General features: G+C 72.8%; 22 protein-coding genes. 9 read left to right on the top strand and 13 right to left on the bottom strand.

The window, feature by feature from the left end; all coding sequences use genetic code 11:
• Window positions 1–68 precede the first annotated feature (68 nt).
• A complete protein-coding gene (locus tag ACZ61C_RS10755) occupies window positions 69–1,049 on the top strand; it encodes a VWA domain-containing protein (RefSeq protein ID WP_465305208.1) in 981 nt (326 codons plus the stop codon).
• Window position 1,050: 1 nt separating this feature from the next.
• Here ACZ61C_RS10755 and ACZ61C_RS10750 read toward each other — a convergent pair whose 3' ends face one another.
• From ACZ61C_RS10750 to ACZ61C_RS10720, 7 genes are read right to left on the bottom strand one after another with little or no spacing between them, the layout of a single operon-like run.
• Entirely contained in the window at window positions 1,051–1,560 is a 510-nt protein-coding gene (locus tag ACZ61C_RS10750) for a hypothetical protein (RefSeq protein WP_465305206.1), read from the bottom strand.
• A 23-nt stretch (window positions 1,561–1,583) separates the two neighbouring features.
• A complete protein-coding gene (locus ACZ61C_RS10745) occupies window positions 1,584–2,045 on the bottom strand; it encodes a tRNA (cytidine(34)-2'-O)-methyltransferase (RefSeq protein ID WP_465305204.1) in 462 nt (153 codons plus the stop codon).
• 3 nt (window positions 2,046–2,048) lie between these two features.
• On the bottom strand, window positions 2,049–2,474 hold the full coding sequence (locus ACZ61C_RS10740) for an acyl-CoA thioesterase (protein ID WP_465305202.1): 426 nt from the start codon (window positions 2,472–2,474) through the stop codon (window positions 2,049–2,051).
• Window positions 2,475–2,491: 17 nt separating this feature from the next.
• Window positions 2,492–3,436 carry a TAXI family TRAP transporter solute-binding subunit gene (locus ACZ61C_RS10735; RefSeq protein ID WP_465305200.1) on the bottom strand — a complete coding sequence of 315 codons (945 nt, stop codon included), beginning with the start codon at window positions 3,434–3,436 and terminating at the stop codon, window positions 2,492–2,494.
• Window positions 3,433–4,824, bottom strand: a complete 1,392-nt coding sequence (locus ACZ61C_RS10730) for a sensor histidine kinase (protein ID WP_465305198.1) — start codon at window positions 4,822–4,824, stop codon at window positions 3,433–3,435. Before ACZ61C_RS10730 ends, ACZ61C_RS10735 begins: the two co-directional genes overlap by 4 nt.
• A 4-nt stretch (window positions 4,825–4,828) precedes the next feature.
• Entirely contained in the window at window positions 4,829–5,497 is a 669-nt protein-coding gene (locus ACZ61C_RS10725; protein ID WP_465305196.1) for a response regulator transcription factor, read from the bottom strand.
• A gap of 7 nt (window positions 5,498–5,504) precedes the next feature.
• Window positions 5,505–6,836: an MFS transporter gene (locus tag ACZ61C_RS10720; RefSeq protein ID WP_465305194.1), complete on the bottom strand. Its 1,332-nt coding sequence runs from the start codon at window positions 6,834–6,836 to the stop codon at window positions 5,505–5,507.
• A 184-nt stretch (window positions 6,837–7,020) separates the two neighbouring features.
• Between ACZ61C_RS10720 and fabG the strand changes: the two genes are divergently transcribed.
• On the top strand, window positions 7,021–7,725 hold the full coding sequence (gene fabG, locus ACZ61C_RS10715; RefSeq protein ID WP_465305192.1) for a 3-oxoacyl-ACP reductase FabG: 705 nt from the start codon (window positions 7,021–7,023) through the stop codon (window positions 7,723–7,725).
• 40 nt (window positions 7,726–7,765) lie between these two features.
• Window positions 7,766–8,533 (top strand): enoyl-ACP reductase FabI, encoded by a 768-nt coding sequence (gene fabI / locus ACZ61C_RS10710; RefSeq protein WP_465305190.1) that lies wholly within the window; start codon window positions 7,766–7,768, stop codon window positions 8,531–8,533.
• A 3-nt stretch (window positions 8,534–8,536) separates the two neighbouring features.
• On the opposite strand, the gene ACZ61C_RS10705 is transcribed toward fabI, so the two are convergent.
• Entirely contained in the window at window positions 8,537–9,697 is a 1,161-nt protein-coding gene (locus ACZ61C_RS10705; protein WP_465305188.1) for a Cmx/CmrA family chloramphenicol efflux MFS transporter, read from the bottom strand.
• A gap of 68 nt (window positions 9,698–9,765) precedes the next feature.
• The gene (locus tag ACZ61C_RS10700) at window positions 9,766–10,347 is read right to left on the bottom strand and encodes a TetR/AcrR family transcriptional regulator (RefSeq protein WP_465305186.1); all 582 of its coding nucleotides are present in this window, start codon (window positions 10,345–10,347) and stop codon (window positions 9,766–9,768) included.
• Window positions 10,348–10,434: 87 nt separating this feature from the next.
• On the opposite strand from ACZ61C_RS10700, the gene ACZ61C_RS10695 reads away from it, so the two are divergent.
• The gene (locus tag ACZ61C_RS10695) at window positions 10,435–11,478 is read left to right on the top strand and encodes a ferrochelatase (RefSeq protein WP_465305635.1); all 1,044 of its coding nucleotides are present in this window, start codon (window positions 10,435–10,437) and stop codon (window positions 11,476–11,478) included.
• Between the two features lie 95 nt (window positions 11,479–11,573).
• Here ACZ61C_RS10695 and ACZ61C_RS10690 read toward each other — a convergent pair whose 3' ends face one another.
• Window positions 11,574–12,371, bottom strand: coding sequence for a hypothetical protein (locus ACZ61C_RS10690; RefSeq protein ID WP_465305184.1), 798 nt, complete (start codon window positions 12,369–12,371; stop codon window positions 11,574–11,576).
• A gap of 100 nt (window positions 12,372–12,471) precedes the next feature.
• Here ACZ61C_RS10690 and ACZ61C_RS10685 point away from each other — a divergent pair, with 100 nt between their 5' ends.
• Both ACZ61C_RS10685 and ACZ61C_RS10680 read left to right on the top strand, forming a co-directional pair.
• The gene (locus tag ACZ61C_RS10685; protein ID WP_465305182.1) at window positions 12,472–13,869 is read left to right on the top strand and encodes an ATP-binding protein; all 1,398 of its coding nucleotides are present in this window, start codon (window positions 12,472–12,474) and stop codon (window positions 13,867–13,869) included.
• Complete coding sequence (locus tag ACZ61C_RS10680) at window positions 13,866–15,830, top strand: vWA domain-containing protein (protein ID WP_465305180.1); 1,965 nt, start codon at window positions 13,866–13,868, stop codon at window positions 15,828–15,830. Before ACZ61C_RS10685 ends, ACZ61C_RS10680 begins: the two co-directional genes overlap by 4 nt.
• 6 nt (window positions 15,831–15,836) lie before the next feature.
• On the opposite strand, the gene ACZ61C_RS10675 is transcribed toward ACZ61C_RS10680, so the two are convergent.
• Window positions 15,837–17,159, bottom strand: a complete 1,323-nt coding sequence (locus tag ACZ61C_RS10675) for a hypothetical protein (RefSeq protein WP_465305178.1) — start codon at window positions 17,157–17,159, stop codon at window positions 15,837–15,839.
• 127 nt (window positions 17,160–17,286) lie between these two features.
• On the opposite strand from ACZ61C_RS10675, the gene ACZ61C_RS10670 reads away from it, so the two are divergent.
• The 3 genes from ACZ61C_RS10670 to mshC all read left to right on the top strand — a co-directional run bounded on the left by ACZ61C_RS10670 (window position 17,287) and on the right by mshC (window position 19,354).
• A complete protein-coding gene (locus ACZ61C_RS10670) occupies window positions 17,287–17,598 on the top strand; it encodes a MerR family transcriptional regulator (RefSeq protein ID WP_465305176.1) in 312 nt (103 codons plus the stop codon).
• Window positions 17,599–17,612: 14 nt separating this feature from the next.
• Window positions 17,613–18,044: a TipAS antibiotic-recognition domain-containing protein gene (locus tag ACZ61C_RS10665; protein WP_465305174.1), complete on the top strand. Its 432-nt coding sequence runs from the start codon at window positions 17,613–17,615 to the stop codon at window positions 18,042–18,044.
• Window positions 18,045–18,115: 71 nt separating this feature from the next.
• Complete coding sequence (gene mshC / locus ACZ61C_RS10660; protein WP_465305172.1) at window positions 18,116–19,354, top strand: cysteine--1-D-myo-inosityl 2-amino-2-deoxy-alpha-D-glucopyranoside ligase; 1,239 nt, start codon at window positions 18,116–18,118, stop codon at window positions 19,352–19,354.
• Window positions 19,355–19,402: 48 nt separating this feature from the next.
• On the opposite strand, the gene ACZ61C_RS10655 is transcribed toward mshC, so the two are convergent.
• Both ACZ61C_RS10655 and ACZ61C_RS10650 read right to left on the bottom strand, forming a co-directional pair.
• Entirely contained in the window at window positions 19,403–21,034 is a 1,632-nt protein-coding gene (locus tag ACZ61C_RS10655) for an ABC-F family ATP-binding cassette domain-containing protein (RefSeq protein ID WP_465305170.1), read from the bottom strand.
• A gap of 158 nt (window positions 21,035–21,192) precedes the next feature.
• A complete protein-coding gene (locus ACZ61C_RS10650; protein ID WP_465305633.1) occupies window positions 21,193–21,672 on the bottom strand; it encodes a MarR family winged helix-turn-helix transcriptional regulator in 480 nt (159 codons plus the stop codon).
• Window positions 21,673–21,750 lie beyond the last annotated feature (78 nt).

Below are 21,750 nucleotides of genomic sequence, written 5' to 3'. Positions count from 1 at the left end.
CTTGCGACCGAACCATTCAACGCTGCGTCTTCGGCTCAGGCCGCACCGAGCGTCAGCGAGGTGTGCGCATGAGCTTGACCGGGTTCACCGCGCCGTGGTGGTTCCTGCTGCTGATCGCCGTCGCGGCGGTCGCCGTCGGGTACGTCCTCGCGCAGCGCGCGCGCCGGAAGCGGACCATGCGGTTCGCGAACCTGGCGCTGCTGGAGAAGGTCGCGCCGAAGAGCCAGGGCTGGGTGCGGCACCTGCCGGCGGTGCTGATCGTGCTGTCGCTGCTGATCCTCACCGTCGCGCTGGCCGGGCCGACCGCCGAGCAGAAGGTGCCGCGCAACCGGGCGACCGTGATGCTGGTGATCGACGTGTCGCTGTCGATGGAGGCCACCGACGTCGCGCCGACCCGGCTGAAGGCGGCGCAGGACGCGGCGACGCAGTTCGCGCAGAACATGACCCCGGGGATCAACCTGGGCCTGATCTCGTTCGCGGGCACGGCGACGGTGCTGGTCAACCCGACGACCGACCGCAACGGCGTGATCAAGGCGATCGAGAACCTCAAGCTGGCTCAGTCGACGGCGACCGGCGAGGGCATCTTCGCGGCCCTGCAGTCGGTGGAGAGCTTCTCCAGCGTCGTCGGCGGCGCCGACGGCCCGCCCCCGGCCCGCATAGTGCTGATGTCCGACGGCAAGCAGACGGTGCCCGAAGACCTGTACGCGGCCCGCGGCGGTTACACGGCGGCCCAGGCGGCGAAGCAGGCCGGAGTCCCGATCTCGTCGATCTCGTTCGGCACCACGCACGGCTCGGTCGACATCGACGGCAAGGCCCAGCCGGTGAGCGTCGACGACGAGTCCCTGCGCGAAATCGCCCGTCTGTCCGGCGGCGACTTCTACAAGGCGGCGAGCGCCGAGGAGCTGAAGAAGGTCTACGGCGACCTCGGCGAGCAGATCGGCTACGAGATCAAGGATGCCGACGCGAGCAAGCCGTGGGTGGTCGTCGGCACGCTCATCCTGATGATGGGCGCGGCGGCGAGCCTGTTCTTCGGCCAGAGACTCCCGTGACTCAGGCTCGGCGGACGCCGTAGAGGCTTCCGCCGAGCAGGGTCACCCCGGAGAGCACGCCGCTCACGAACGGGACCCACTCCGCCACGCTGCCGAGCAGGGCGAGACCGACCACGCCGAGCACCGTCAGCACAACCCCGACCACCGGGATCGAGCGTGTCTTCCACGCCGACGCCAGCGCGACGAAGTGGAGCCCGACGATCGTCGCGATCCACGCGACGTTCGCCTGGACCGGCGCGTCCAGCAGGCTGAGCACGAAGAACCCGGCGACCAGCAGCACCACCTCGCCGATCACGATCACCCGGTAGCTCGGCCCGAACATCGGCCGGCCTTCGAGCGTCGGGCGGCCGCCGGCGCGGACGCCGAGGACCACCACCGCCGCCAGCGCCAGCACGGCGAGGGTGCGCAGCACCCAGGCGAGCGCCAGCGGCACCGGGGAGCCGGAGTTGACCAGGACGAACACCGTGCCGAACGCGGCGCCGATGAGCGCCCCCAGGAACTGCTGTCGCATCGGGCGAACCTACCGGACGGTGATCACGCGCCCGCGAAGCCGTTCTGCCGCCAGGCTTCGTAGACCGTGATCGCCGCGGTGTTGGCCAGGTTGAGCGAGCGGCTCGTCGCCAGCATCGGCAGCCGGACGCGGTCGGTCACCTCCGGCGCGTGCTGCACCGCGTCGGGCAGGCCCACCGACTCCGGCCCGAACAGCAGCACGTCCCCGGCCGTGTACGAAACGTCGGTGTACAGCCGGGTCGCCGACGCGCTGAACGCGTAGACCTTCGCCGGCAGCAACACTTCCCACGCTTCGGCCAGCGACGCGTGCACTCGCACCCGAGCGAGGTCGTGGTAGTCGAGCCCGGCCCGGCGCAGCTGCTTGTCCTCCAGCGTGAACCCCAGCGGCTCGACGAGGTGCAGCTCGCACCCGGTGTTCGCCGCGAGGCGGATCGCGTTGCCCGTGTTCGGCGGGATTTCCGGCTGGTGGAAGAGAACGCGGAACACGGCTCAGGCCTCGGGCAGCAGGGCCGCGTAGACCTTGCGGACGGCGTCCGGAGGCGCCGCCGGCCGCAGCGTCGCCGGGTCGATGAAGACGTACCGGATGTTCGCCGCCAGCACGAGCGTCCCGGCGCGGCGGATCTCGAAGTCGAAGATCATCGACGTCGTCCCGAGGTGGCTCAGGTACTGGGAGACGACCAGCTCTTCGTCGTAGCGCGCGGGCGCGCGGTACTTGAGGTTCGCCTCCGCGACCACGACGTCGGTGCCCTGGGCGAGGAACTCCTCGTGCGAGCCGAACAGCGCCTTCTCCGTCTCGAACGCGCACATGTCCACATAGGCCAGGTAGTGGGCGTTGAACACGATGCCCTGGCCGTCGCACTCGTGGTAGCGCACACGCAGCGGCATCTCGACGATCGGGCGGCGGGGTGCGGTCACGAAGGCCAATCTAGCGGTCAGCCGTGCAGGGCCCGGTAGGTGGCCGCCGCGCCCGGGTGCAGAGGCACCGGCTGGGTGCCGATCAGCGTCCGCACGTCGAGGAACTGCGTCCCGACGGCCTCCGCGGGCACCAGGGCGGTCGCGCGCTCGACGAGCAGCCGCACCACCGCGGCGGCGACGTCGGAGGGCAGGGCGGGGGAGCACACCAGCAGGTTCGCCACGCCGAGCGTGCCCAGCGCCCCGACCCCGCGGTACGCGCCGTCGGGCACCTGGACCTGGTCGTAGACCGGCCCGTACGCCGCCCGCAGCGGCGGGACGAGCGTGTCGAGCGGGAGGAGCGCGATCGGCGTCGTGCGGGTGAGGTCGGCCAGCTTCGGAGTCGGCACCCCGCCGGACCACAGCATGGCGTCGATCCGGCGGCCGGCCAGGGCCTGGACGGCGTCGTCGAACAGCAGGTGCCGGGCGTCCACGGTGACGCCGGCCTTGGCGAACAGGCGCTCGCCGAGCTGGGCCGCGCCGGAGCCGCCCGCGCCCAGCGAGACCGGCCGGCCCGCCAGGTCGGCGAGCCGGCGCACCGGCCCGTCCGCCCGCACCACGAGCTGCAGGTAGTTCTCGTAGACGCGGCCCAGCGCGAGCAGCGGCACCCGCGCCCCGAACGGCGCGCCGCCGCCGAGCGCGGTCTGGGCGACGTCGGCGAGCACCAGCCCGAGGTCGGCCTGCCCGCGCTGGACCAGGCCGACGTTGGCGACGCTCGCCTCGGTCGGCACGGCGGTGGCGTGCAGCAGCGGCTCCGCGCGGCTCAGCTCGGTGGCCAGCAGCTCGGCGAAGGCCAGGTAGAACCCGCCGCGCTCGCCGGCCGCGATCGTCACCGCGCGCTCGGAGCCGGAGTAGCCGGACGTCGAGCAGCCGGCGAGCGCGAGGCCCAGGCCGCCGAGCAGGGCGGTGCGGCGGGTGAAGGTCATCGCGCCTCCCGCAGCGGCAGCGTGACGCGGGCTTCGAGGCCGTGCGGCTCGGCCTGGCACAGGTCCAGGACCCCGCCCCGGGTGCGCACCTGCTGCTGCGCGATGGCCAGCCCGAGCCCGGTTCCGCGCGGCGCGCCCTCACCACCCGCGCGCCAGAACCGTTCGGTGGCCCGTGCTCTGTCCTCGGTGGACAGACCGGGCCCGTCGTCGCGGACGACGAGCGTCGCGGTGTCCGCGCCCGCCTCCCAGTCCGTGGTGATCTTCGCGCCGCGCCCGGCGTAGTGGACGGCGTTGTCCAGCAACACATCGAGGATCTGCGCGAGCTCGCCCTCGGGGCAGCGGACGGTCACCGGCTCCTCGTGGCCCGGTGGTGGGACGAGCGCCGAACCGGCTTCGTCGGCGACGGGCCGCCAGGCGTCGACGCGTTCGGCGAGTACGGACGCCAGGTCGCAGGACTCGTCCGCGCCCCCGGCCGCGACGCGGGTGGCGGTGCTCTCGGCCAGCGCGAGCGCCAGCATCCCGTCGAGGAGCTTCTCCAGGCGTTCGACCTCGGCGACGGTCGCGCGGTAGGTGGCCTCGTCACCCTCGACCCGCCCGGCGAGCGAGTCGACGCGCAGCCGCAGCGCGGCCAGGGGGTTGCGCAGCTGGTGCGAGGCGTCGGCGACCAGCCGGTGCTGCTGGTCGGCGGCTTCGAGCACGGCCTCGGACATCCGGTTGACCTCGCCGGCCAGCGACCGCAGCTCACGCGGCCCGGCGCGTTCCGGGACGTGGGCGCGGTGCCCGGCGGCGACGGCCAGCACCCCGGTCTCCAGCTCGTGCAGCGGCCGCACCATCCACCGGGCCAGCACCACGGCGAACAGCACGAACACCACCGCGACCAGCAGCGCGCCGGCGCCGATGGTGCCCCAGCGGGTGGCGACGTCCGCGGCCGCCGCCGTCACCGACGCCCGCAGCACGACCACGCCGGACACCCGGGTGCCGGTGCCGACCGGCCGCGCGAAGTAGGCCGGTTCGGCCGACCACGGGCCGAGCCGGTCGACGCGGGGCGCGGGCTCGTTGCGCATCGTCGCCTCGACCAGCGTGTGCACCGCCGGTTCGGCCGCGGTCAGCCCGCCCGCCTGCACCAGCGGCACGCGCCGGGCGTCGACGATGACAACGCCTTCGCCGTACAGCTCGGCGTAGCGGGCCGCGTCGGCGGCGAGCGCCGCCGGGTCGCGTGTGTCGACGGCCTGCTGGGCCAGCACGACGAACCGGTCGACGTCGGCGGTGCGGGAGATGACCAGCTCCTGGGTCCGCTGCTCGGCCGTCGACGTCAGCAGCGGCACGGCGAACGCGGCGACCACCGTGAGGGCGAGGGCGACCAGGACGACGAGCAGCCGGGCGCGCACGGGGTCAGTCCCGGCCGAGCCGGTAGCCGAAGCCGCGGATCGTGGTGAGCAGTCCCGGCCGGTCCAGCTTCGCGCGCAGCCCGGTCAGGTGGACGTCGAGCGAGCGCGACACCGCGAGGTAGGCGTCGCCCCACACCTCGTCCATCAGCTGCTGGCGGCTGACCGCGGTGCCGGGCCGCGCGGCGAGCACGGCCAGCACCTCGAACTCCTTGTGCGTCAAGGAGATGTCGTTCCCGGCGACCCGAACGCGGCGGGCGCGCAGGTCGATCTCGACGTCCTCGAACCGGACGACGTCGCCGGCCGGCGCGTCGCGGGCCACCGCGCGCCGCACGACGGCGTCCATCCGGGCCAGGAGCTCGGCCAGCCGCACCGGCTTGACCAGGTAGTCGTCCGCGCCGAGGCGCAGGCCGCGCACCACGGACCGCTCGTCACCGTGGGCGGTCAGCACGATCACCGGCACCGGCGAGACCGCGCGGATCTTGCGCAGCACGTCGAGCCCGTTGATGTCGGGCAGGCCCAGGTCGAGCAGGACGAGGTCGGCGTCGCGGTGGCCGTGCAGGGCGTCGGCCCCGCGGCCGACGCTGGTGACGGGATGACCGCGCGCCTGCAGCGACTCGGCGAGCGCGGCGGCGACCCCCGCGTCGTCTTCGACGAGGAGCACGCGCACGGTCATCCCTTTCTCAGTGCTGGTCTTCGCCACGCTCTTCCAGCTCGGACGTCTTCGAAGTTTCCCGCATTGTGCCGTAGACGATCAGGGAAACGAGGACACAGCCCGCGACGTAGTAGAAGAACACCGACTCGTGCCCGGCGCTCTTCAGCGCCTGCGCGATGAGCTCCGCGGTGCCGCCGAAGATCGCGACGGTCAGCGCGTAGGGCAGGCCGACGCCGATGGCGCGGATCTTCGTCGGGAACAGCTCGGCCTTCACGATCGCGTTGATCGACGTGTACCCCGCCACCACGACGAGCCCGGCCAGGACGAGGAGGAACGCGCCGACCGGGTTCCGGGTCGAGCCCATCAGCGTCATGATCGGCACGGTGAGCAGCGTGCCGGCGATGCCGAAGAACAGCAGCAGCGGGCGGCGGCCGATCCGGTCGGACAGCTTCCCGGCCAGCGGCTGCAGGATCGCCGCCAGCAGGATCGCCGAGAACAGGATGATCGTGACCGTGCGCCGCGGGATGTGGGCGGTGTTCTCGAGGAACTTCTGGCTGTAGGTGGCGAAGGTGTAGAAGGCCACCGTGCCGCCCAGCGTCAGGCCGACGACGAGCGCGATCTCCTTGGGGTACTTGGCCAGCGCGCGCAGTGTGCCGCGTTCGCCGGTCGTCTTGGCTTCGTCCACTTCACGCGTGTAGCTCTCGGACTCGTCCATCCCGCGCCGCAGCCACATGACGCTGAGCGCGGCGACCGTGCCGACGCCGAACGCGATCCGCCAGCCCCACGCCGTCAGCTGCTGTTCGGTGAGCAGGCCCTGCAGGATCAGCTGGAGGCCCAGGGCGAGCAGCTGGCCGCCGTAGAGCGTCACGTACTGGAAGCTGGAGTAGAACCCGCGCTTGCCCGGCGTGGCCACTTCGGACAGGTACGTCGCCGAGGTCGAGTACTCACCGCCGACCGACAGGCCCTGGATCAGCCGGGCGACCAGCAGCAGGATGGGCGCCGCCAGGCCGATCGTGTGGTAGCTCGGCGTGACGGCGATGAGCAGGGATCCGCCCGCCATCAGCGTGACCGAAAGCACCAGCGCGCTGCGGCGGCCGAACCGGTCGGCGAACCGGCCGAGCATCCAGCCCCCGAGCGGGCGCATGAGGAACCCGACCGCGAACACCGCGGCGGTGCCGAGGAAGGCGGCTGTGGTGTCGGTCGTCGGGAAGAACGACTTGGCGAAGTACGTGGTGAACGCCGCGTAGGCGTACCAGTCGTACCACTCGACCAGATTGCCGATGGAGCCGCGCAGCACGTTGCCGATCACGCGTTTCTCGCTGACGGCTCCTGTGGTGGCACCGCTGATCCGGGTTGTCATCGTCGACCTCCTGTGTTGCGACTCACGGTGACCAACCAGCGGGTAACCAGCAAGGTCGGAGGGCAGTTCCTAACACCCGCTTAGGACGGTCGCGGACACCCCGGGCGCGGGTGCGCGGCCCGGCGGAGCTGCCGATAACCTCGTGCCCGACAGCCGCGCACGGTCGACGAAGAGGGAGAACACAGTGGGACGGTCGGTCTTGGTCACCGGGGGCAACCGGGGCATCGGTCTGGCGATCGCCCGGGACCTCGCGGAGCAGGGACACCAGGTCGCCGTCACGCACCGTGGTTCGGGCGCGCCCGAAGGGCTCTTCGGGGTCCAGGCGGACGTCACCGACACCGAGCAGGTCGACGCCGCGTTCAAGCTGGTCGAGGAGCACCAGGGCCCGGTCGAGGTGCTGGTGTCCAACGCCGGCCTGACCGATGACACGCTGTTGATGCGGATGAGCGACGACCAGTTCGAGCGCGTGATCAACGCCAACCTGACCGGCGCCTACCGGGTCGCGAAGCGCGCCTCGCGCGGGATGCTGCGCGGCAAGTGGGGCCGGTTCGTCTTCATCTCCTCCGTCGTCGGCCTCTCGGGTTCGGCCGGTCAGGCCAACTACGCGGCCAGCAAGGCCGGGCTGGTCGGCTTCGCGCGCTCGCTGGCCCGTGAGCTGGGCTCCCGCAACATCACCGCGAACGTCGTCGCGCCGGGGTTCGTGCACACCGACATGACCGACGAGCTGTCCGAGGACCGCAAGAAGCAGATCCTCGCGCAGGTGCCCTCCGGCCGGTACGCCGAGCCGTCGGAGATCGCCGCCGCCGTGCGCTACCTGGCCTCGGACGAAGCCGGCTACGTCAACGGCGCGGTGCTGCCCGTCGACGGCGGCCTCGGCCTCGGCCACTGACCTTTCTCTAGTTTTCCCGAACCCAAGACCTGGAGGACCCGTGCCCGGACTGCTCGAAGGCAAGCGCCTGCTGATCACCGGCATCATCACCGACGCTTCGCTCGCCTTCCACGCGGCCAAGATCGCGCAGCAGGAGGGGGCGACGGTCGTGCTCACCGGCTTCGGCCGGATGTCGCTGGTCAAGACCATCGCAAAGCGGCTGCCCCAGCCCGCGCCGGTGATCGAGCTGGACGTCACCAACCAGGAGCACCTCGACTCCCTCGCGGACAACATCCGCGAGCACGTCGACGGCCTCGACGGCGTGCTGCACTCGATCGGCTTCGCCCCGCAGAGCTGCCTCGGCGCGCCGTTCCTCGACGCCCCGGCGGACGACGTCAAGGTCGCCATCGACGTCTCGGCGTACTCGTTCATGTCGTTGTCGAAGGCGTGCCTGCCGCTGCTGGGCCGCGGTTCGTCCATCGTGGGCATGGACTTCGACGCCCGCGTCGCGTGGCCGGTCTACAACTGGATGGGTGTCGCGAAGGCCGCGCTGGAGTCGGTCAACCGGTACCTGGCCAAGGAGCTGGGCCCGCAGGGCATCCGCGTCAACCTGGTCAGCGCGGGCCCGATGAAGACCATGGCCGCGAAGTCGATCCCGGGCTTCTCGGACCTCGAAGACGGCTGGGGCGACCGCGCGCCGCTCGGCTGGGACAGCTCCGACCCGGACCCGACGGCGAAGAGCGTCTGCGCGCTGCTGTCGGACTGGCTCCCGGCCACGACCGGCTCGATGATCATGGTCGACGGCGGGGTCCACGCCCTCGGCATCTGAGCCTCACACGGTGATCGGCTCGCGGTCGTCGTTCCGCTGGACGGCGACCGCGACCGTGAGCGCGACGACCGTCGCCGCGCCGAGGAGGATGCCCGTCCACGCCACGCTGGGGAAGCCCAGGCCGGCGCCGATCGCGACACCGCCCAGCCACGGCCCGATCGTGTTGCCGACGTTGAACGCCGCCGTCGTGCTGGCTCCGACGAGGGTCGACGTGCCGCCGGCGACGGCGTAGGTCCGCACGTTCAACGCCGGGTTCGCGCCGAACCCGGCGGCCCCGAAGACGAGCACGGCCGCGACGGCGACCACCGGGTCGGTGGTCAGCGCCAGGACGACCAGGGACACCAGCGCCAGCCCGATGCAGCCGTAGAGCGTCGCGAACGGGTGCCGGTCGGCCAGCCGACCGCCGGCCGTGATCCCGATGAGCGCGCCGACGCCGAAAAGCGCGAGGACACCCGGGACCCATGCCTGGGGCAGGCCGTCCGTCTCGGTCAGCAGCGGCGCGAGGTAGCTGAACGCGGCGAAGATCATGGCCTGGCACAACGCGATCACGCCCAGCGCGAGCCACACCCGGCCCCGCCGGTAGAGCCGCAGCTCCGTCCGGACGTCCAGCCCGCCGCCGGTCGTCTCCGGCACCAGCGCGGCCACCCCGGCCGCCGCCAGCAGCGTCACCGCCGCCACCGCCCAGAACGCCGTCCGCCAGCCCGCGTGCTGGCCGATGAACGTGCCGGCGGGCACTCCGGCGATGTTCGCCACGGTCAGCCCGCCGACCAGCACCGCCATCGCGCGCCCGCGCCGCTCGACGGGGACCAGCGCGATCGTCGTCGCCACCGCGACGGCCCAGAAGCCCGCACAGGCGAGCGCCGCGACGACCCGCGTCGCGAACAGCAGCGCGTACCCGGTGCCGAGGGCGCCGACGACGTGGGCGCCGAGGAAGACGGCGAGCAGCGCCAGCAGCGTCCGGCGGCGGGGGAGCCGCAGCGTGGTGATCGCCAGCAGCGGCGCGCCGACGACCATGCCGATGGCGAACGCGGAGATCAGCAGACCGGCGTCGGGGATGCTCACGCCGAGGTCGGTGGCCATGCCGGGGAGCAGGCCGGTGATCATGAACTCGGATGTGCCCAGCGCGAACACGCTGAGCCCGAGGACGAAGACGGCCAGGGGCACGGGGTCTCCTCAATTCTGTATCGGACAGTTCAAAACTGGGGCACGACTGAATGGTCGTCGAGCGGGGCTCAGCGAGTGACGGCGGCGAGGGCGAGGTCCGCGACGGCCTGCATCGCTTCGCCGCTCGCGCCCCGGCGGGACATCAGGCGCAGCCCGGAAATGGTGCTCAGCAGGTACTCCGCGACGTCGGCCGGGTCGCGGCCGGGCTGCAGGCTGCCGTCGAGGACGCCTTCCCGCGCGCACTCGGCGAGGAGGGCGAGCTGGTGGGCGGTGTCGCGATGCAGGGCTTCGCCGATCTCGTCGTCGGGAGTGCCGAGCTCGGCGAGCGTGTTCACGACCAGGCAGCCGCGGCGGCCGTGGTCGAGCTCTTCCTCGATGATCTCGCCGAACATCGCCGCGATGCGTTCGGTTGCGGTGCCGGGGCCGTCCAGGACGGCTTTCCGGCCGGCCAGCCCGCGGGCGCTGTAGTGCGCCAACGTGCGCCCGAACAAGGCCCGCTTGCTGGTGAAGGTGTTGTAGACACTGCTTCGCCCGAGCCCGGTGGCCTCACACAGGTCCTGCGTCGACGTCGCCTCGTAGCCGCGGTCCCAGAACGCGTTCATCGCGCTCTCGACGGCGGCGGACTCGTCGAACTCCCGTGGCCTGGCCATGCGACCATCGTACCAGGGTTTTGGACTGCTCGATTCATAACCGGCCCGCGTCAGCGTGCGGGCCGCCACATCGGCAAGATGGCAGGGGTGGGATACGACGCGTTGCTGTGGCTTTCGTTCGGCGGTCCGGAAGGGCCCGAAGACGTCATGCCGTTCCTCGAGAACGTCACCAGGGGCCGGGGGGTGCCCCGCGACCGGCTGCTCGAGGTCGCCGAGCACTACCGGCACTTCGGCGGGGTCTCGCCGATCACCAAGCTGAACCGCGACGCGATCGCCGCGGTCGAGAAGCAGCTCTCGGCCGCCGGGATGGACCTGCCGGTGCACTTCGGCAACCGGAACTGGCACCCGATGGTCGAGGACACGCTCGAATCGCTGACGTCTTCGGGCGCCCGGCGGATCCTGGTCTTCCCCACGAGCGCGTACGGCGGCTACTCGGCGTGCCGCCAGTACGACGAGGACATCGAGCGCGCCCGCGCGGCGGTCGGCGCCGAAGCACCCGAACTGGTGAAGCTGCGCCAGTTCTTCGACCACCCGCTGTTCGTGTCGGCGGTGGCGGACGGCGTCCGCGCGGCCCACGCGTCACTCGGGAACGCACCGGGCATCCGCACGGTGTTCACGGCGCATTCGGTGCCGGAGAGCGCGGACCGCGCGTCGGGCCCGCCCGAGGACGGCGGCCGGCGCTACTCGCGCCAGATCGCGGAGGCGGCCCGCCTGGTCGCGGCCGAAGCGGGCATCGAGGAGTACGACGTCGTGTGGCAGTCGCGGTCGGGGCCGCCGCAGGTGCCGTGGCTGGAGCCGGACATCGTCGACCACATCGACGCGCTGCACGCGGCGGGGGTCCCGGGCGTGGTCGTCTCGCCGGTGGGGTTCGTGTCCGACCACCTCGAGGTGATCTGGGACCTGGACAACGAAGCGGCGGAGCGCGCGGCCGAGCACGGCATGGCGTTCGCCCGCGCGGCGACGGCGGGCAGCGACCCGCGGTTCGCGGAACTGGTGGTCGAGCTGATCCGTGAGCACACGCACGGGGTGAAGCCGCGGAAGCTGTCCCCGTTCCCGGCAGCGGGCTGCACGGTCAACGGGGCGCCCTGCGCGGTGGGCTGCTGCGAACCGGCGAAGCGCCCGGCCCGCTAACCAGCGCCCCAATGTGGCCTTCGGTGCGTCAGACGCACCGAAGGGCCCCTTGGGTGCGCAAGACGCAACCAGGGCCACATTGGGGCGCTTGAGACTCAGCCTTCGCGGGCCGTCTGCTCCGCGAAGACCCGCACGGCCTCGTTCACCGCCGCGCACCGGGCCGTCCGCACCGCGTCGGACAGCGGCCGCAGCGCCTGCGCGCGCAGGTTCGACGCCGACGCCGACAACGCGCCGCCCGGGTCGTCGGAGGACGCGATCGCGAGGATCGCCGCGATCTCCTCCGCCCGCTGCAGCACCCGCAACGCGCGCCCGGGCGTGCCCGCCGGCCAGTCCACGTCCGGGCGGGAGCGCAGGTGTGCCGACAGCTCCGCGCGGACCCCCGGCCGGTCGGAAGCAACGTTCAGCGCCTGGAGCGCGCCCGCGCTGTTGCGGATCGCGTCCGTGAGGCCGTGCTCGGCCTCCGCGAGCCCGATGAACTCCGGCGCGGGCGCCGCCGAGACCGAATACACCGTCCAGCGCACCAGGCCTTCGGCGATCGGCTCCGGCACCAGCCCGAAACCGAGGTCGGCGAGCACCAGCGCGTCGCCGGCGCGCAACGCCGCTTCGGTGAACGGCCCGCCGCCGCCGAGGCCGCGGACGTCGCCCGGGACCGGAAGGACCAGCTGCATGCTTTTCGCTCCCTGCGAACGCAGGGCCATCAGCAGCTGGACCGGGGTGGCCGCCCGGTTGAAGGCCAGCGGGAGGGTGAACGCCTCCGCCGCGGCCGCGTCGGCGGCGACGACGTCATGGGCTTCACCCCACGCGAGCAGGGCGTCGAGCACATCGTCGGACGCGGCGGCTCCGTTCAGCCACGCACTGGACCAGACGGCGAAGGTCGCACTGGGTCGGCACACGACGCCCTATTTTACCGGGCCGCCTCCCGCCGCGGGTGCGCGCCCACGCTGGAGTCGCTCCACATCGACGGGCCGCCGATCCGGCAGTAGCGTCGAACGGGTGAACGCTGTTCCAGACGCTCTTCCCCGCACCGCCGGGGCCCTGCGCGCGGCCGGGTACGAGCCGCGGCCCATCGCGCAAGAGATCCACGACAACCTCCTGAACGCCCTGAAGACGGGCGAAGACGCTTGGCCCGGCATCGTCGGGTTCTCCCGGACCGTGCTGCCCCAGCTCGAGCGCGCGCTGCTGGCCGGCCACGACGTCGTCCTGCTCGGCGAACGCGGCCAGGGCAAGACCCGCCTGCTGCGCACCCTCGCCGGCCTGCTCGACGAGTGGACACCCGTCATCGAGGGCTCCGAGCTGGGTGAACACCCGCTCCAGCCGATCACGCCCGCGTCGATCCGCCGCGCGGCCGAGCTCGGGGACGACCTGCCGGTCGCCTGGCGCCACCGGTCCGAGCGCTACACCGAAAAGCTCGCCACGCCGGACACCTCGGTCGGTGACCTGATCGGCGACGTCGACCCGGTGAAGGTCGCCGAAGGCCGCAGTCTCGGTGACCCGGAGACGATCCACTTCGGCCTGGTCCCGCGCGCCCACCGCGGCATCGTCGCCATCAACGAGCTGCCCGACCTCGCCGAGCGCATCCAGGTCGCGCTGCTCAACGTGATGGAGGAGCGCGACATCCAGGTCCGCGGCTACACCCTGCGGCTGCCCCTGGACGTCCTGCTCGTCGCGACCGCGAACCCCGAGGACTACACCAACCGCGGCCGGATCATCACCCCGCTGAAGGACCGCTTCGGCGCCGAGATCCGGACGCACTACCCGCTGGACGTCGAGTCCGAGGTCGCCGTCGTCCGGCAGGAGGCCCACCTGGTCGCCGAGGTCGGCGAGCCGCTGCTGGAGGTCCTCGCCCGGTTCGTCCGGAACCTCCGCGAATCGCCGGTCATCGACCAGCGTTCCGGCGTGTCGGCGCGCTTCGCCGTCGCCGCGGCGGAAACCGTCGCGGCCGCCGCTCTGCGCCGCTCGGCCCTGACCGGGGAAGAGCCGCCCGTGGCCCGGCCGGTCGACCTCGACGCCGTCCCGGCGGTGCTGCGCGGCAAGATCGAGTTCGAGCCCGGCGAGGAAGGCCGCGAGATCGAGCACCTCGTGCACCTGCTCCGCCGCGCCGTCGCCGAGACCGCGCGCGAGCGGTTCGCCGGGCTGGACCTGCGGCCGCTGGCCGACGCCGTCGCCGAGGGCCACCTGGTCGCCACCGGCGAGCGCGTCCCGGGCAAGGACGTCCTCGAAGCCCTGCCGGAGCTGCCGGTGCTGCACGAGGTCGCCCTGCGCGCCGGCGTCCAGGCCGACGAACCGGCCGGGCGCATCGCGGCGGCCGTCGAACTCGCCCTGGAATCGCTGTTCCTGGCCCGGCGCCTGGCCAAGGACTCCGACGACACGACGACCGTCTACGGCCGATGACCGCGGTCCCGCTTCCCGACGGTTACTCCTACGGCCCGTGGCACGACGGGCCGGACCCGCTCGCGCCGCCGGCCGACCTGCGGGACGCGCTCGACGAGATCGGCCGCGAGGTGATGGCCGGGTCGTCGCCGCGGTCCGCGCTGGAGGAGCTCCTGCGCCGCGGCACCGACCGCACCTCGGGCCTGGACGAGCTCACCCGGCGCCTGTGGCAGCGCCGGTCGCAGATCCAGCGGCGCAACAACCTCGACGGCACCCTGCAGGAGGTCCAGCGCCTGCTGGAGGAGGCCCTCGAGGCGGAGCGGCGCGAGCTGTTCCCCGACCCGGACGACGAAGCGCGCTTCCGCGAGGCGCAGCTCGACGCGCTTCCGCCGGGCACGGCCGCGGCCGTCAACGAGCTGGCGAACTACGACTGGCGCTCCGCGCAGGGCCGGGAGAACTACCAGCAGATCCGCGACCTGCTCGGCCAGGAGCTGATGGAGTCGCGCTTCCAGGGCATGAAGCAGGCGTTGCAGAACGCCGGGCCCGAGGACGTCGAGCGGATCAACGAGATGCTCTCCGACCTCAACGACCTGCTCGCCGCGCACGCCCAGGGCGCCGAAGACATCCAGGAGCGCTTCGAAGACTTCATGGGCAAGCACGGCGAGTTCTTCCCGGAGAACCCGCGGAACGTCGAGGAGCTGATCGACGCGCTCGCCGAGCGGTCGGCGGCGGCCCAGCGGATGCTCAACTCGATGTCGGCCGAGCAGCGGGCGGAGCTGGCCGAGCTGACCCAGCAGGCGTTCGGCGACCCGCGTCTCGCGCAGCAGCTGGCCGATTTGGACGCTCAGCTTCAGGCAGCCCGGCCCGGTGAGGACTGGACGGGTTCGGAGCGCTTCCGCGGCAAGAACCCGCTGGGCATGGGCGAGGGCGCCCAGGCGATGGCGGATCTCGCCGAGCTGGACGCGCTCGCCGAGCAGCTGAGCCAGTCGTACCCGGGTGCGCGGCTGGAGGACATCGACCTGGAATCGCTCGAGCGCCAGCTGGGCAAGGACGCCGGCGTCGACGCGCGGCGACTGTCCGAACTGGAGCGTGAGCTGCGCCGCCAGGGCCTGTTCGAACGGGCCGCCGACGGCACGCTTCGCTTGTCGCCCAAGGCGTTGCGGCGCCTCGGCGAGACGGCGCTGTCCGACATCGTGAACGCGTTGCGCGGCAAGACCGGCGACCGCGAGACCGAGTCGGCGGGCGCGGCCGGGGAGCCGACCGGCGCGTCGCGGCCGTGGCGGTTCGGGGACATGCAGCCCTGGGACGTGCCGCGGACGATCCGCAACGCGGTGCTGCGGTCGGTGTCGGTGGGGGAGAGCGCGGTCCGGCTCGACGTCGAGGACGTCGAGGTGGTGGAGACCGAGCACCGCTCCCGCGCCGCGGTGGCGTTGCTGGTCGACACGTCGTGGTCGATGGTGCAGGAAGGCCGCTGGCTGCCGATGAAGCGCACCGCGCTCGCGCTGCACCAGCTGATCAGCACCCGCTTCCGCAACGACGCGCTGCAGCTGATCACTTTCGGCCGGCACGCGATGTCCGTGGAGCTGCCGGAGCTGGTCGGGCTGGAAGGCGCGTGGGAGCAGGGCACGAACGCCCATCACGCGCTGCTGCTGGCCGGTCAGCACCTGCGGCGTCATCCGGACGCCCAGCCGGTGGTCCTGATGGTCACCGACGGCGAGCCGACGGCGCACCTGGAACCGGACGGCGAAGCGGTCTTCGACTACCCGCCCCAGCCCCGGACCCTCCACAAGACACTGTCCGAAGTGGACCGGCTGGCCAAGCTGGGCGCGTCGATCACGGTGTTCCGCCTGGGTGACGACCCCCGGCTGACGGCGTTCGTCGACGTCATCGCCCGCCGGTCGGGTGGCCGGGTGGTGGCGCCGGACCTCGACGGTCTCGGCGCGGCTGTGGTGGGGGACTACCTCCGCACCCGGCGGCGCTGACCCGCGTCACCCGGCCCGGGGCACCCGCTCGCCCGCGCGGTACACCGCCCGCGCGGCGAGGGCGGTGTCCTCGTGGCCGGTGGGCAGGTAGGCGTGGTGGTCGGCGAGCACCTCGCGGCCGAGCGCGCGGGCCTGGGCGAGCGCGCCCGTTTCGGCCAGCACCTCGACCGCGCGGCGGCGCAGCCGCAGGATCCGGCCGAGCCGCGGGGTGAGCTCGGCGGCGGGCAGCGCGCGGAAGTGCCGCCACAGCGCCGCGGAATGGCCCACCAGGTCGACGTCCGGGTCACCCGCCTCGACCACGGCGAACGCCCGGTCCAGCGCCGGCGCCAGCCGCTCTTCGGTGTGCAGCCGGCCGAGTACCGCCCGCTGGGTCAGGCGGTGCATCACGACCACGTCGCCGCGCACGTCGAACTCCGTCAGGGAGGCTTCCGCCAGACCGGCGAGCGCCGCTTCCACCGCCACCGGGTCCGGCCCGGCGCGGTGCACCAGCGGGCGGTGCGTGCCCCGGGGCGCCAGCACCGCGAGCAGCTCGGCGACGACCCGGGCGCGGCTGTCCCGCGCGGCCACCATCCGCAGCGCGGCGAGCGTCGTGTCCTCGACGCTGGCCGGGTGGGTCTCGCCCGGCTCCCGCTCCAGCGGCGGCGTGTGCGGCAGCCGGTCGAAGTAGCCCGCGAAACCCTGCCGCCGGATCACCGCGCCCGCCTGGGCCAGCGCGAGGGGCAGGCAGCCCAGCTCGCGGACGACGTCCGCGGTGGCCTCGTCGGGCTCACGGCCCGCTCGCGCGCCGAGGAACCGGACCGCTTCGGCCTCGTCGAACCCGGCGACCGGGACCGTGCCGCCGAGGATTTCGAAGTCCGGCACGGTCGTCGTGACCAGCACCCGGGCGCGGGCGGGCAGCCACCGGTTGAGCGCATCCGGGTCGGTCGCGCCGTCGAAGACCACGACCGCGCCGTCGAGGCCGTCGAGCCACGCCAGGCCCGCTTCGGGATCGGCGCCGCCCAGCTTCGCGTACGCGAGGTCGGCATTCGCGGGGTCCGCGACCCACACCACGGGCGCGCGGCAGCCGTGGGCGAACGCGGCCGCCAGGTGGGTCTTGCCCACGCCGCTGCCGCCGTGCAGGACGCAGAACCGGCCGGCGGCGAACGTCTCCTCGATGCTGGTCAGCAGCGGACCCCGGTGCACGGCGGACAGCGGTTCCCGCGGGACGTCACCGAGTATCGGCGGCGCGGCGGAAACGGTGGGTTTCCGGCGCCACCGCAGACCAAAGAGGACCACCGCGACCAGCACGAACACGACGCCCGCGCTGCCCACCGCGACCTCCGTGCTCATCGGGACAGGCTAACCGCGCCGGCCGCGCGACGACGGCTACGGAAGGGTGACGCTTGACCCTCACGTCGCGTGAGGCACCACGGTGGACACCGCAAGGGCCACACCGGCCGGAAGAGGAGGGGCAACGATGGGCCACCCCGTGGGCAAGGTCGCCGCGCTGGCCGGGATCACCGTCCGGACGCTGCACCACTACGACGAGATCGGCCTGCTCAGCCCGAGCGGGCGGACGCCGTCGGGGTACCGCAGCTACGGCGACGACGATCTCGACCGGTTGCAGCGCATCCTGTTCTACCGGGAGCTCGGGTTCCCCCTCGAGACGATCGCGACCTCGTCGACGACCCGGGCCTCAACGCCGACGCGCACCTGTCACGCCAGCGGGAGCTGCTGGTCGAGCGCATCGGGGAGCTCGGGCGGATGGTCGCGGCCGTCGATCGTGTGATGGAGGCGAGAGCCATGGGCAACGCACTGACGCCCGAAGAGAAGTTCGAAGTGTTCGGCGGGTTCACGGAACCGGCCGGCTACGCGGAGGAAGCCGCGCAGCGGTGGGGGAACACGCCCGAGTGGCAGGGCGCGGCCACACCGTCCAAGGAGGACCTGACGGCGGGGGAGACGGCCCGGCAGGACTGGGTGCGCCGGCTGACCGCGCTCCTCGACGCGGGCGGCGCCCCGGACGGCGCCGAGGCGATGGACCTCGCCGAGGAGCACCGGACGATGCTGAGCCGGGTCATGGGGGAGTGCTCGTACACGACGCAGCGGCGGATCGGTGAGCTGTACGTCACAGAGCCGGCGCAGCTCGCGTTCCTGGTCCGCGAGGACGAACAGCGGCCGGGCGCCGGTGTCTTCGTCCGCGACGCGATCAGGGCGAACGCAGCACGCCGGGAGTAGTTGCTGCGCCACGTGGGGGAGGAGTCCCACCGGGCGGGAGGGCGCCGGAACGAACGCTTACAGTCGAGGGTATGCAGACTTGGTCATCGGTCGACGTGCCCCGCGTTCCCGGCACCCCCCGCCCGCTGCGGCTCCACGACACGGCCACCGGGCAGATCCGCCCGACCGCGCCCGGCGCCACCGCCCGGATGTACGTCTGCGGCATCACGCCCTACGACGCGACGCACCTGGGCCACGCCGCCACGTACCTCACCTTCGACCTGGTGAACCGGGTGTGGCGGGACAACGGGCACGAGGTCCACTACGTGCAGAACGTGACGGACATCGACGAGCCGCTGCTGGAGCGCGCCGAGCGTGACCACGACGACTGGGTCGTGCTCGGCATGCGCGAGACCGCGCTGTACCGCGAGGACATGGTCGCCCTGCGGGTACTGCCGCCGAAGCAGTTCGTCGGCGCCGTCGAGAGCATCCCGGAGATCGTCGAGGTCATCGCGAAGCTGCTGGCCAACGGCAGCGCGTACCGGGCCGACGACCCGGAGTTCCCGGACGTCTACTTCGACCACACGGCGACCGGGAAGTTCGGGTACGAGTCGAACTACGACGAGGCGACCATGGCGAAGTTCTTCGCCGAGCGCGGCGGTGACCCCGACCGCGCCGGCAAGCGCCACCCGCTCGACGCGCTCCTGTGGCGCGTCGCCCGCGAAGGCGAGCCGTCGTGGGAGTCCGAGCTCGGCGCCGGCCGGCCGGGCTGGCACATCGAGTGCAGCGCGATCGCGGTCAACCGGCTGGGCCTCGGGTTCGACCTCCAGGGCGGCGGGTCGGACCTGATCTTCCCGCACCACGAGTACAGCGCGGCGCACGCCGAAGCCGTGGCCAAGGACGGGCAGTTCGCCCGCCACTACGTCCACGCCGGCATGATCGGCCTCGACGGCGAGAAGATGTCGAAGTCGCGCGGGAACCTCGTGTTCGTCTCGCGGCTGCGCGCCGACAAGGTCGACCCGGGTGCGATCCGGCTGGCCCTGTTCGCCGGCCACTACCGCGAGGACCGGCCGTGGTCGGCCGGCCTCCTGACCGAGGCGGAGACCCGCCTGGCCCGCTGGCGCGAGGCCGTCTCGCTCGCCACGGGACCGTCCGCCGAGGACACGGTCACGCGGCTGCGCGACCACCTCTCCGACGACCTCGACACGCCGAAGGCCCTCGCGGCGGTCGACGCGTGGGCGACCGAAGCCCTGCGCCGGGACGGCACGGACCCGGCGGCGCCGGGCCTCATCCGCATCGCCGTCGACGCCCTCCTCGGCATCACCCTCTGACGGCCAACGGCGGAGCTTTCACGTGAAAGCTCCGCCGTGTATAACGACCTATACCGCGGCGGGCCGGCCGGCGGCCAGCTCCAGGTGGTCACCCGTCCAGTCCCGGCGCAGCCACCGGTCGTGGGACGCGATGACGACCGCGCCCGGCGCCGTCTCCAGCGCCGTGAACAGTTCTTCCGCCAGGGTCAGCGAAATGTGGTTCGTCGGCTCGTCCAGCAGGAGCACGTCCGGCGGTTCGGCGAGCAGCACCGCCAGCGCCAGCCGCCGCCGCTGGCCCACGGACAACGCGCCCACCGGCTGCCGCAGGTCCCGGGACGCGAGCAGGCCGAGGTGGCTCAACGGGGGAGCGTCCTCGCCGAGCGTGTCCCGGTACACCCGGGCCGCCGTCCGCTCCGGATCGGCGAACACGACGTCCTGCTCCAGCAACCCGACCCGCACCCCGTGTCCGAAGTGGACGCTCCCGCCCGCCGGGGCCAGCCGCCCGGCCAGCACCGACAGCAGGGTCGACTTCCCGGCGCCGTTGCCGCCGGTGACGAGCAGCCGCGCCGCGCCGTCGACGTCCAGCCGGGGCAGCGTCAGCCGGCCCGGCACCTCCAGCGAGCGCACCGAGATCGCCGGTCCGTCCCCGTTCGCACGACCGGTGAGCTCGGCCCGGAACCGCAGCGGCGCCGGGGGTTTGCGGACCTGGTCGCGCTCGAGGTGCTCGAGCCGCTGCTCGGCGTCGCGCACCCGCCGGGAGATCGTCTTCTGGACGCGGGCGCCCTTGAAGTGGTGGATGAACTTGTCGTTGTCCCGCGGGCCGCGGCCGTAGGCGACGTTCCGCGCCGTGACCGCGACGGTCTCCCGCAGCTCCTTCAGCTCCTCTTGCTCTTCGGCGAACCGCTGCTCCCAGCGGGCGCGCTCGGCCTTCTTGTGGCCGAGGTAGTCGGTGTAGGTCCCGCCGTAGCGGACCGCGCCGCCGGCCTGGCGGTCGGCCGCGGCCGGGTCGAGGTCGACGATGTCGGTGCAGACGGCGTCGAGGAACACCCGGTCGTGTGACGACAGCACCACGATCCCGGTCAGCTCGGTGAGGTGGCGTTCCAGGAAGTCCATCGCGGTGTCGTCGAGGTGGTTGGTCGGCTCGTCCAGCAGCAGGGTTTCCGGCCGGCGGACCAGCAGCGCGGCCAGGCCGAGCCGTGACCGCTGCCCGCCCGAGAGCGTGCCGAGCCGCCGGTCCGGTTCGACCCCGCCGAGGCCGAGCCCGTCGCAGACGAGCTTGGCGCGCCGGTCGGCGTCCCAGAGGTCGTGGGCCTGGGCCCACTCCAGGACCCGGCCGTACTCCTCGAGCACGTCCGCGTCGTCGGGGCGGTCGGTCATGGCCGTGGTCAGCTCGTCGAGCCGGACGGTGGCGGCGCGGATCTCGGCGAGCGCGTCGTCGATCACGTCGGCGAAGGTCGCGTCCAGGGCGAACGGCAGCTCCTGCAGCAGGAACCCGACGTCCGGGCCGCGCCGCACCTCGCCGGCGCGGGGTTCTTCGAGCCCGGCGAGCAGCCGCAGCAGGGTGGACTTGCCGGTGCCGTTCTCGCCGACCAGGCCGAGGCGCTGCCCGGCGGACGCGGTCAGCGAGACGCCGTCGAGGACGACGCGGGTGCCGTAGCCGAAGACGACGTCCTTGGCCTGCAAGGGAAAGAGGGTGGACATGTGCGATCACCGGGCCCGGATGAGAAGAAGCGGAAATCCCGCCGGGCGTCGTGGCACGCGGGAGCGTCAGGCTCGACCGGGTGCCGCCTCGGAAGCGGGATGGGCGCGGTTCAGTTCCTCATAGTGCGACCACTCTAACGCAACATTCGTAGAGTTAGTCAATTGGATATGGCGTGGGTCACATCGTCCGGGAGCTGGAGGGTCGACTGCTCGGCCGCGGCGGTGCCGTCGGTGAGGAACTCGAGCAGGGCGGTCAGCTGACGGCGGTCGAGGTGCGCGAGCCGCTCGCCGACGAACAGGGCCATCGGCGCGTACAGCTCGGCGAGCTCCGCCATCCGGTCGGGCAGTGGGCGGACGACGAGCCGGCGGCGGTCCGCGGGGTCCTTGGCGCGCTCGGCCAGCCGGTGCCGTTCCATCCGGTCGAGCAGCCGGGTGAACGCGCCGGTGGTCACCCCGAGCAGCCGGGCGAGCTCGGTCGGCGAGTCGCTGACCCCGCCGTGCAGCAGGTGCAGGCAGTGCAGCTCGGTGGGGGTGACGGCCATCCGCTCGGCGACGGCCGCGTGGAACAGCGCGGTCGAACCCACGAACCGGGGGAGGGCGAGGGCGGCGGCGGTGGCGAGTTCGCGCTGGTCGGGCAACATCCATCCAAGGTCGGGTGACGACGCAGTCACTGCTCGGCGCAGCCGCTGCCCCGCGAACGTTAGCGGAGCCGGTTG

Source organism: Amycolatopsis sp. NPDC104587 (assembly GCF_055583645.1).
Note: the sequence above shows the minus strand (reverse complement) of the source record. Positions and strands in the feature narration are given on the sequence as shown.